The sequence below is a fragment of the Campylobacter sp. genome (assembly GCF_020024835.1).
Lineage (GTDB): Bacteria > Campylobacterota > Campylobacteria > Campylobacterales > Campylobacteraceae > Campylobacter_D.
On the sequence record NZ_JAHHTD010000041.1, the window covers coordinates 1 to 11,339 of the forward strand.

8 protein-coding genes are annotated in these 11,339 nt (G+C 25.5%); all 8 read right to left on the reverse strand.

The window, feature by feature from the left end; translation table 11 throughout:
- Nucleotides 1-135 precede the first annotated feature (135 nt).
- The 8 genes from QZ429_RS06605 to QZ429_RS06640 all read right to left on the reverse strand — a co-directional run bounded on the left by QZ429_RS06605 (nucleotide 136) and on the right by QZ429_RS06640 (nucleotide 9,699).
- Nucleotides 136-1,659, reverse strand: a complete 1,524-nt coding sequence (locus QZ429_RS06605) for a pentapeptide repeat-containing protein (RefSeq protein WP_291953057.1) — start codon at nucleotides 1,657-1,659, stop codon at nucleotides 136-138.
- Between the two features lie 179 nt (nucleotides 1,660-1,838).
- Nucleotides 1,839-2,078, reverse strand: coding sequence for a hypothetical protein (locus QZ429_RS06610; protein WP_291953060.1), 240 nt, complete (start codon nucleotides 2,076-2,078; stop codon nucleotides 1,839-1,841).
- 32 nt (nucleotides 2,079-2,110) lie between these two features.
- Nucleotides 2,111-4,264 carry an ATP-binding cassette domain-containing protein gene (locus QZ429_RS06615; RefSeq protein ID WP_291953061.1) on the reverse strand — a complete coding sequence of 718 codons (2,154 nt, stop codon included), beginning with the start codon at nucleotides 4,262-4,264 and terminating at the stop codon, nucleotides 2,111-2,113.
- Nucleotides 4,261-5,331, reverse strand: coding sequence for a ThiF family adenylyltransferase (locus QZ429_RS06620; protein WP_291953062.1), 1,071 nt, complete (start codon nucleotides 5,329-5,331; stop codon nucleotides 4,261-4,263). The genes QZ429_RS06615 and QZ429_RS06620 overlap by 4 nt, the downstream gene beginning before the upstream one ends.
- A complete protein-coding gene (locus tag QZ429_RS06625; protein ID WP_291953064.1) occupies nucleotides 5,324-6,466 on the reverse strand; it encodes a ThiF family adenylyltransferase in 1,143 nt (380 codons plus the stop codon). The genes QZ429_RS06620 and QZ429_RS06625 overlap by 8 nt, the downstream gene beginning before the upstream one ends.
- 3 nt (nucleotides 6,467-6,469) lie before the next feature.
- Nucleotides 6,470-6,664 carry a hypothetical protein gene (locus QZ429_RS06630; protein WP_291953066.1) on the reverse strand — a complete coding sequence of 65 codons (195 nt, stop codon included), beginning with the start codon at nucleotides 6,662-6,664 and terminating at the stop codon, nucleotides 6,470-6,472.
- A 114-nt stretch (nucleotides 6,665-6,778) separates the two neighbouring features.
- Entirely contained in the window at nucleotides 6,779-7,693 is a 915-nt protein-coding gene (locus tag QZ429_RS06635; RefSeq protein WP_291953068.1) for an Abi family protein, read from the reverse strand.
- A gap of 32 nt (nucleotides 7,694-7,725) precedes the next feature.
- Nucleotides 7,726-9,699 carry a pentapeptide repeat-containing protein gene (locus QZ429_RS06640; RefSeq protein WP_291953069.1) on the reverse strand — a complete coding sequence of 658 codons (1,974 nt, stop codon included), beginning with the start codon at nucleotides 9,697-9,699 and terminating at the stop codon, nucleotides 7,726-7,728.
- Nucleotides 9,700-11,339 lie beyond the last annotated feature (1,640 nt).

Below are 11,339 nucleotides of genomic sequence, written 5' to 3' on the forward strand. Positions count from 1 at the left end.
TTTGCAAAAAAACTTCAGCTTTTGATTTTTCGCATATATTAAAAACTATTCCTTTACTTTCAAGATGTCTTAACTGCTCATCAATTGTAAGCTTTTGCTTCATTTTTATCCTTTTTTGAATTTGTGTATTTTACACTAAGTTGGGATTATAGAATTTTTCCTTGCGGTTTTTTGGAGGGAGAAAAGGACTAAACCTAAAACTATCATATAAACAGCAGTAATTAAATTTTGCCACCAATTTAAATTATCTAAAAACAAATTTGACACCCCAAAAATCAATTTTGGATTGTTACAAATAGTTATAAAAATTATAATAAAAGACAAGATAAGTAATATACTTCTTGTTTCTTTATAACACATATATATTATTAAAACTATAGGATATATAAGATACATAGGATACAAAATAGGAATTTTTCCTAAAAGCAATATATACAAAGCTATAGCATAAATTAACCATTTTAAATTTAAAAGCAAATCAGTATGATGATCGCAAAGTTTGCGATAAAAGAAAAGTTGCCATTTATCTATCCATTCTTTAGAAAATACTTTAGATTTTTTCTCTTCTAATTCTATCTCTCTTGCATAAAGCTCTTGGGTATGGAGCTTGGAAGCATCAATTAAATTATGATATGTTAAATTATTACTCTTAAGCTTTCTGAATAAACTCCTGTATTTTTGTGCAATATGTTCCTTAAACTCATTATCTTGTTTTATTGAACTCTTAGGTTTTTTAGATTTATCATCTTGTTCTATTAGTTTCTCAAGTTCTTTGCGTAATGCTATACTTACTTGCTTTAGTTTATCTTTAGGTAGCCTATAGTATTCTTTTTCATTATTTTCTAAAAAATCTTTTAGCTTATCTAGCTTGAAATATTTATCTAGTGTTTCAACTACTTTACTAGACTCAGAATTAAAATATTTACTAATTTCTTCCCGTAGTTCTTTTTTGTCAAGTATATTTGTTTCTTTTTTAATTTCTTTGGCAAGTTTACAATAGCTTACTTGTTCTTCTGCCAAGTTTTTTATTTTTTCTTTTAATTCTTCATAGTCGTATTTTAGGTATTCTAATTTTATGCTTGCTTGATTGCCAAAATTACAATCAAAAAATATAGGTTTTATATTTTTAGCTTCAAAATAAAACATATCTTCAAAAATACATGATTTGAAGTCTATTTCTTTTTCTTTTGAAAAAATGGTATCTATAAAATAACTTTTATTAAATAAAGTGTCATGAAAAATAGCTTCTTTCTCAAACTTAGTTTTTCTAAAACTAGAACTTTTTTCAAAATTAGTATAGGTAAAATCAACATCATCATAAAACGGCGCTTCATCAAAGAACACGGCTTGATAAAATTTTGCATTTCTAAAATTAATCGAAAAATGAAATTGTGCGTGCTGAAAATTTACATTTTTAAAAAACGAGGTATCAAGAAAACTAACATTGTATTTGCTTTCGTTTTTCTTTGAGTTATCCCCGAATTTAATTGATGTAAACTTTGCATCACCTTGAAATTGACTTCCTGTAAAATTCACTGCATTACTAAATTCCATGCCTGTAAAATCAACATTGTTTTCAAATACACAATGAGTAAAATTATTGACATATTCTTGTTTTACTTGTTTGATACATTCTTGTTTTGCTTTAAAGAAAATCACCTCACTTTTAAAAATACAAGATTGTATTGTGATTATATTTTTAAATTTTACCCGCCTAAGATCCAATAAACCATTAAACAAGCAGGTATCAAAACATATAGATTTTTTAAAACATATAGATTTTTCTTCTTTAGAATTTGTAGAAGATTCTTCTTTCTCAAGATTTATAGAATTTTTTACTAAAAATTTTTATGAAATGTGCAGTATTTAAAATTTAATTCTAGCTCTATATCTTCACAAATAATATCTTGTTTAAATTCGCAATGACAAAATTCTATCTTTTCTTTTTCTTTCCAAAAGCAAGGCTCTATAATATCAATAATATGATTTTCAATACAACATGGCTTGTCTTCATTTTGCGATGACTTATTGAGATCTTGTAAATATACTTTTGAAAGACGCTCTATCCTTTTAAACATATCTTTATCTCTAAGTATTTAATACATATTTTTCATAGATATTGCGATAAAAAATTATTATGGTTGGCATAATATTTTTTAGCACTATCATTAAATATAACTTTTCCACCTAAATCTCCTGAATAAGGACCTATTTCTATAATATAATCTGCTTGCAAAAATATATGCGGATTATGTTCTACAATGATAGTTGCAAGTGTTTGTGTTTGTTGCAATAGTTTTAAAACTTTATTGGCATTATCTAGATCTAATCCAGCACTTGGTTCATCAACAATCAATATCTTATCCTTCAAATTAGCCAAAACTTCCTTTAGCAATTTAATTCTTTTTATCTCTCCACCAGATAGAGTATTGATTTTTCTGTTAAGTGATAAATGTCCTAATGATAATTTACAAGCAAATTCGCTAAGTTTTCTAAGTTTTGGTATAGTATTTTCGTTTAACAATGCTAATTCACAATCATAAATATCTACAACACTTAAACCATCGATTTTAAAATTTTGTGCTTTATCATTAAACATTTTTCCTTCACATTGAGTGCATACAATATCTAAGCTTGACTCAAAGCCTCTTTCATATCTAATAATTCCAGTGCCATTGCATTGAGAGCAAACAATATCGCTTCCTCCATTGCTTGTAAAATAACTATCTTCTTTGTGAAAGTGTTTTGCAAAATATTTGCTAATTTCTTTGCTGAGTTCTAAATATGTCGCAACACTTGATTTAATATTGCCACGCAAAGTTTTTTGTGAAATATAGATACATTTTTCTTGAGTATTGCTTAAATATTTTGCTAGCGATGACTTTCCTGAGCCAGATTTACCAATAAATGCAGTTATTGCAGATATTGGTATTTTTATGTTTTGATTTATTATATTATTAATATTGATATTTTTTATATACAAAAAATTATCAGATTTCAAGACCTTGTTTGTGTATGTAAATGGTATCTTTTTAAAAACACAATCAATAATATATCCGCCATCTTTTCCGCCAACAGGACCTATGTTAATTAATCTATCGCATTTTGCCAATAAATATTGATTGTGTTCAATTAGCATAATAATATTGCCTCTATCTTTTAATTTTTGTATTAATTGTAAAACTTTATCAAAATCGCTTATATGCAATCCCGATGATATTTCATCAATTACAATAAATAAATTTGACATATTTGTATGTATAAGGTTTGCGAGTTTGAGTTTTTGAAGCTCTCCTCCAGAAAGTGAAGGGATGCTTCTATTTAAAGAAAGATATCCTATGCCCAAATCACAATAAGATTGCAATATATCATAAATGCGTTGAGACTGCATAGTCTTATTTTTAAAATCTTGCTTAATTGTATAAAATGGTTGGGTTAAAAAATCTTGAAAACTTTTTTCCCATAAAAAAATATTTTTATATTTCTCTGCGTTGATTTTTGATCCTTTGCAAATGGGGCATAGTATATTTGTGCAGTATTTTTTGACTTTGGCATATTCTGATTTTTTATCTGATTGCAAAAGATTTTCAATATAAGCCATAATACCTGTATAGCCAATATGACGAATTCTTGGTTTTTTGTTGTGTTTATAATTAATCTTAAATTTATATTCTTCTTTAGTGTAGAGCAAAATATTTTGTATGTGCGGTGACAATTCTTGGAAGCTTTTGTTAATATCTATTTTTTGTTGTTCGCAAAACTCTAATAACAAAATTTCCATACTATTATTACCATATTCTTTTGATTTCCATGGGATAAAAGGTATATCATATATTTTTTGAGTATTATTAATAATTAAATCTTTGTTTATAGTATTGGTGCTTCCTTGTCCATGACAATGATAGCATTCATTTGTTGGTTTATTTAATTTTAATAAATTATAATCTAGTATGTTAAGAGTAGATAAAAGAGAAGAGAAATTTGCGTATGAATAAATATTAGAGCGGGGATTTGTATTTAAATTTAACTGCTTGATTGCTATACTAGGAATTAATTTTTCATAATACTGGACAACGTATTGTCCATTTTCTATATATCCATTTTCTAATGCTTCAAATGTATCTTTGCAAAGTGCATATAAAGTGTGATATGCAAATGAAGATTTCCCACCACCACTAACACCATAAACTCCTATTATTTCTGGAGCTAAAGCTTTAAAATCAAGATTTTTTAAATTATGAGTTTTAATCCCTTTTAGTATCATATTTTTTCCTTACAACACTGGCAAGTTGGATCTCTAGGAATAAGCATTCTTTCTATATCCATTTCTCGTATTTTAAATTCAATTCTTGTTGATGTGTTGGTTAGCTTATTATAAAAACCACATAATATTTTAAAAGCATCTAAAGCTGCAAGAGAGGCTGATATCGTGCATAATGGAGTAAAAGATCCAATCTTTCTGTTTGCCCTATGAAGCTTTTTTAATTCTGTGTGGTATGTATTAATTTTTTGCAAAGCTTTATTAAAGCACTCATGGCAAGCACTCTCATAGGGTATAACGCTTTGCCCTATTAAGCTTAAATGTAGATTATATCCACCACCTATAATGTGTGGAATATTGCGTTTTATACATTCTTTACCCAAGATATTTGTTGTTGTATCTACATTTGGATAATCAGCGCAATTAATTGCCAAACAAAATTCTTTATTAAAATGATGAAAAAAATTTTCATCAAAAATTGTATAAAATTTTTCTATTTCAGTATTTCCAATTTCTAACAACCTTTCTTCTATGCAATCTAATTTTAATCTACCTACATCACTTTCAAAATAAAAATCTTGTCTATGAATGTTGCTTAACTCTACTTTATCATGATCTACTAAGATAAATTTTTCAATACCACATCGTCTTAAAATATCAACAATCCAAGTGCCAACAGCACCCAATCCTATTATAAGAACAGGTTTTTGCGACAATATGGCTAAGGTATTTACAACTTGTTTAGTATTAAAGCAATATTCTTCTAAAAAATTAATAAGACGATATTTTTCTAAAATTACATTTTTATCATAATCGCAATTTACTTCTATGAGAATGTTTTTATTGTGTAGAAAGCTAATTAATTTTTGTGCACTTATATCATCAAATATACTATCTCGTAAAATATCTTTTAAAGGTTTAATACCATCAAATTTCTTAATAAAATCAATGAGATTATGAGGAGTTTTTAGCATAATGTTTTCTCTTATATTTGTCTTAAAAAATTCCATTATCCCATCACGATAAGACAAAGCTATGCTAGATCTAATTCTATACTTTTTCTTAAACATTACACACCTTGCATTTTTCTTTCTTATTTTGTAAATCTATCCAAACAATATCACCTTGATCGATCCTGTATTCTCCTCTTCTGCACATTTTAAGGTCAATACCTAAAAAATAATATATTATTTGCATACACGCATAACTTGCACTAAATAAAGAGCAAGCAGCTATACTTCCTTGTCCTCCTAAGATTATATTATCGCTTTCATCTATATTTTTTGAATTTTTTTGTATATTTTTGTTGTTTGTATTAATGACATATGTAGGTTCATAATCTTTAAGTGCCAATTTAAAATTATTATGATAACAATCAATACATGGTGTAATTTTTGGAATAACAAATTCTCCTGTACTCATAGAGTGTGCATCAAAACCACCCGCAACATACATCGCAACATTTTTGCTCCAAGCATACCTGCCAATTTTTATAGAAATATGTCCGATATAAGGCTCATCTGCTGTATTGATTATCATACTTGCATTGTTTGGTATAAATTTTCTCAAATCACTATTTGGCAGGATTTTTTCGTTAAATGTTTTAACATTAATGGTATTATCTATCTTTAAAAGATACTCTTTAAGAGCATCATTTTTAAATTGATATATATTTTTTTCATTGCAATACAGATGTTTAATAAAATGAGATCTATTAACTTTTTTATAATCAATAAAAACAAAACTTTTAATACCCATTCTAGCTAATATTATTGCTATAGTAGAACCAACACTTCCAAGTCCGAAAATTACAATATTTTTATCTTGCAAATTTTCTTGTATTTTTTTTCCATTTTGATTTACAACAATATCTTCAAAATATGCTATTTGTCTAATATATCTATCGTTTATATTATTATCAATATAATCTTTTTCAACTTCTATTATCAAACCTTTGTCTATCAAAAAATCTACTAGCTTTAAAAGACTTTGGTGTTCAAGGTTATATGTTGTTGCAAGTTTTAAAAGCTTATTTTTTCCATCTAAAAGCGATAATAACTTTATCGTATCTTGAGTAGATTCTATATAAATGCTTTCTCTAGTATTGATTTTATAAAACTGAATTAAAAATAAATTAGCCTTACTATTGCTTGTTTGTGTAAAAATTTCAACGCTATCTTTTATTCTATAAAATCGATTCAACATAATTTAATACTGAATTACTCCAGATACAAGCTCTAAATAATTTTCCCATTCTTTCAGATCTGAGTCACTAAGATTATCTCGTCTAGTACAAGTGCGCGTACAACAATCACTCCTGTTACCAGAACAAGTATCTGTATAATGCATACTTTGAATGTTAGAATAATCAATTTCTGTAAATTCTAAGCTAATTTTTTTCATACCATCTCCTCATAATTTATAAATAAAAAAAGGGAGAAAAAACTTAGCCTCTCTCCCCGCTAAATCCATCTATATATGAATTTTTATTCGCGTAAAAATTATATATAAAACTTCTTAATACTCTATTAATTTTAAACAAATTTTTGTCATTGCTTGAAAGCGGGAGGTAAAATAATTTTCTTTTTCAAAATAATTTTTATACTTTTTGCATCGTTTGAAAAAAGAAAGCAAGTCTTTTTTTCTTGCATTTTTGATAGCTTGGGAAGTACAAATTCTATTAAACAAAACAAGCGTTACAAGGCAATCGTGTAAGAGTGGAGAGTTGAATATATGTTTGCGTGTCTTTTCTGAAAGTAAATTAAGCTTTTTGATATAACTTTGCACTTGCTTATTAGGTTTAAAATTATCATTATATGGGATACGTAAGGTGTTTAGCATGCAATTATTGTGTGCGGAAGCATTGCGTAAAATTCGCACACAAAAAGCCATTTGATGATAAGTATCATAAAAATGTTCAGCAGGATAAGCTTTAAAATAAAACTTATAAAATCTCAAAAAATCTCCAAAACTTAGAATTTCTATTAGTGTCCATAGTGGAATATCACTATATTTGTTGAGTAGATTTTGAATAAATGAAGCACTTGTTTTTTTCTTGCTAATTTGATCATTTACATTAGGATTTTGTTTTAAAAAACTTTTTACTATTTCATAGCCATTTTCTTTTTGATTAGTATTGAAGTGTTGCAATAAAATGAGTTTTAAGCTATGTTCTATATCTAAACTATAAGATAAAATTAATCTTCTAAGATATAAATCAAGAGTAGAAAATTCTATCAAATAAGCAAAGTCAAGGTTTATATATTTTTTATAAGAATTTTTGTCATAATTTTTTGTATAGGACTTAATTCTAAAAAAATAATTATTATTTTGCAAAAAAACTTCAGCTTTTGATTTTTCGCATATATTAAAAACTATTCCTTTGCTTTCAAGATGTCTTAACTGCTCATCAATTGTAAGCTTTGGCTTCATTTTTATCCTTTTTTGAATTTATGTATTTTACACTAAGTTTGGATTATGGAATTTTTCCTTGCGGTTTTTTGCAAAGAGAAAAGGACTAAAAACATTAATACCGTATAACAAATATTTAATACCATAATATCCTGATAATTATTTTTCCCAATATTATCATTTACAATTTTATCTATTATAGGATGTATTATACTGGGGTTTTGGATTAGCTGAACAAAAAATACTATATAAGATGAAATAAGTATTATATATCTACCAAAAAATAATGATTCGGTATAAACAAAACAAATATATAAACCAATAAATAATGTATTTATTAGTAATGAATATGCGAAATACTTATCTAAACCTAAAAATTCTCCTAGTGCTTGTCCTAAATAAAAAGAAGCAGAAACAAAGAATAATGCAAAAATTAAGTTTTGTGTTAGATTGCATAAATCTTGCAATATCAATAATAATGCTCTTTTATTTACAAATGTTTTTCGTATCCACTTCTTTATATACAAACATTTATATAGCGTGAAAGGTTTTAGTTTTAATTTGTATAAAATCAAGATACTTCCCAACAAAAAACAAACAAAAACTACAATATGAATATTATGTTCAAAACTATACAAAAAATCAAATAAAGACGAAGTCTTTCTTTTGTCTTGTGATTTATCATCATGGCGCCATGCAAAAACTGAAACAAATAAAGCATATAGGGCAATTAATAATATAAGATTATTAAAAACTCTCAAAAAATCAGTATGATGTTCGCATAATTTTCTATAAAATCCTAAAAGTAAAGAATCTATAAAATCCCTAAATATCCAAGTATTTCTTTGTAGTTCGAGCATATTTTGTGCTTTTTTGCCTTTTTTGTTCCAGTTTTCCCTTAGTTCTATCTCTTTACAATAAAGCTCGTATTTATGAAAATTTGAAGCCTCTAGAGGATTATTTTCTTTTATCAATGCACTTTTAAAAGTTCTAAAAGAATCTCTAAAATCATTTGCTGATTCATCTTTTGATTTGTCTATATTATTTATAGTAGTATTTAAAATTTCAAAATTAAAATTAGTTTTTATATTTACTAAATTGACACTATCTTTGAAAACTACTTGAGAAAAATTTGGAGTTTTTTCAAAAGTTACCCCATAAAAACAAGCTGTCTTTTCAAATTCACATGCGTGAAAATCTGCGTAGTCTTTAAAATGAGAATTAGTAAAATACACACTATTAACAAATTTAGAATTGTGAAAATCAACTCTTTTTTTAAAAATACAATTTTCAAATAAAGTGTTTTGTTCATTATTATAATATTTATCATCAGGTAATGGTGATCCTGATGCAAATCGTTTAAAATTTATTTCATCTTCAAAAATACAATTAGCAAAATCTATACCATTAAAGAAAGCAACCAAATTATCGCTGCCATCAATATGATGTAGAGACACTTTGGATTTAAATTCACAATTAGCAAAATATAATCTTTCAAGACAGCTGTAATTAATATAAACTTCTTTTTTAAAAATACTTTTATAATTTTTTCTTTCATAGCCATAATTCTTTGTAAGATCTGATATTTCATCTTGTGGAATAGCATTACTATCACCTATAATGTCATACGAAAAGTAGATAGGATTTATAAATGCCTTTTTTGGTATTTTCTTTTTTATATGTTCTAAAATGACTTTATTTTCTTTATTCGCAAAAACATTTAGTATTAACCCATAATGAAAGTGGTATTCTATGAAGTCAGGAGTTTCAATTTTCTCTATAATCTTGGTATTGTTATAAGTATTTTTTCCTTGATTTTCTAAAGTGTTGAAAATGTCATATGGATTTAATGGCTTAGCTATATCTCCAACATCTAACTTATCACCTAAAGATTTTATCTTGTTTGCGTTAATTTCTAAAAATTTTGCCAAATCTAAAGAAACAGTTAATATATCATTATCTAAACCTATTATAAAAATGCCACTATTTTCTATTTCTAATCCTATATTAAATCTATTATATTCCATTATTTGCCTTCAATGATTTTTATTTATTCATCGGTGAAATTATAGAGTTTATAGACTAAAATATCAAACTCTTTTTGAGTATTTAAAAGTGCTTGTGTTATCAATATTTTTAAATTTTTTACTTGGTTTATTTAGCTTGGGATTTTAAAGAAATAAATGTATGTCAAATTTTATGTAAATCTGTATAATGCTTTTAAGTGATGCAATAAAATCATAGTTGTCATTATCTATGTGATCTTTAGGTATTTTATTTTGTTTACTTTTTAGCTTGATTTTTTTGCATTTTAAATTTTATGGAAAAGTGTAATTACAAAAGTTTGATCATATTCTTATGAGAGGATCTGAATATGTTTTAAGAATCGTTTTAAGCTTACAATAACTAAATTTTTATATTCTTTGCGATTATTAGTTTAAATTGTAATTATTATATTTTATATGAGAAAAAATCTCTTAAATTTGATATAAGGGTAAATATTTTTATTTGATTCTTTAATACTAAATACTTTAGTAAGTTTTTTGATCATCAAATCATTATTTTTTTAGTTTGATTGGCCTGATATAATTGAATTTTGCGTGCATATACACAAGTTCAAACACATTTGGTGCTTTCTTAGTTAATAAAAACCACTATCTTTTATTTATTAATCAAGGAATATTGATTAATAAAGCTAACTAAGAAATATTTATGCAAATAGATTACTTATTTAGATATATAAATAAAAGGATTTGCCAAATTAAGAATATAGTTATATTTTTAAAATGAAGCATAAAGCAGTAAAACAAAGAATTAAAATTATATCTTTTTATAAGAGTTATGGTTTAAAAGTTACTTTATATAGGTATAATAATGCTTTTAGATGGTAAGAAATTTATCACAAAACAATATAATTTAAATGCCTTAAATCCAAAATCTAAACTAAAAAATCTTAAACAACTCTTATGAATATTTGGCCAATAGATACTTATAGAATATATCAATAAAAAATAAGAATATATATACTAACTATGATAGATTTAGATATAAAAATTACTTATATGGTGTAGCTTTACCTTTTAAAAAGATAAGATACACTAGTATATGATTTTATTGTCATCTTTAAAGACTAATAATATCTATAAAAAGAAAATTAGCATATTTACAGATAAGGGCTGAAAAAAGACTACGAATATTAAAGAACTTAATATTACTTATTATACAAGAAATCCTAGAATGAATACTCATAATAAAAGATTCAATAGGACTTTAAAAGAAGGATTTGCTAATTATTATAAAGATTTATTATTCACAGATTTTAAAGAATTTAATCAAGAAATGGCTAAGTAGTTAATAGCTTATAATATTATCTTGCTACATTCAGCTTTAAATTATAAAACTTCGTTGTAATACGCTTAGAAAAAAATAGTAAAAAGTGCTAAATGTTAAGGATTGATATATTTTCTTGACAAAAAATAAAACCATAGTAAATTACTTCTTAAAGTTATGTTTTGTTTAATGCAAAAACTATTATTTTTGATATTCATAAATACTGGTTTCTTTAGATTGTATTGATACTTCAAGTTTATTAAATTTTTCTTTATTAAAAAAAACAAAATTCTTAAAATTCTTTAATTTTTTACTATTTATCCAATCATTATCCCAC

Bases quoted from the DNA above. Each gene is read 5' to 3' on its own strand.
- QZ429_RS06610 (WP_291953060.1), bottom strand. From the start codon at position 2,078: ATGTTTAAAAGGATAGAGCGTCTTTCAAAAGTATATTTACAAGATCTC.
- QZ429_RS06615 (WP_291953061.1), bottom strand. From the start codon at position 4,264: ATGATACTAAAAGGGATTAAAACTCATAATTTAAAAAATCTTGATTTT.
- QZ429_RS06620 (WP_291953062.1), bottom strand. From the start codon at position 5,331: ATGTTTAAGAAAAAGTATAGAATTAGATCTAGCATAGCTTTGTCTTAT.
- QZ429_RS06625 (WP_291953064.1), bottom strand. From the start codon at position 6,466: ATGTTGAATCGATTTTATAGAATAAAAGATAGCGTTGAAATTTTTACA.
- QZ429_RS06630 (WP_291953066.1), bottom strand. From the start codon at position 6,664: ATGAAAAAAATTAGCTTAGAATTTACAGAAATTGATTATTCTAACATT.
- QZ429_RS06635 (WP_291953068.1), bottom strand. From the start codon at position 7,693: ATGAAGCCAAAGCTTACAATTGATGAGCAGTTAAGACATCTTGAAAGC.
- QZ429_RS06640 (WP_291953069.1), bottom strand. From the start codon at position 9,699: ATGGAATATAATAGATTTAATATAGGATTAGAAATAGAAAATAGTGGC.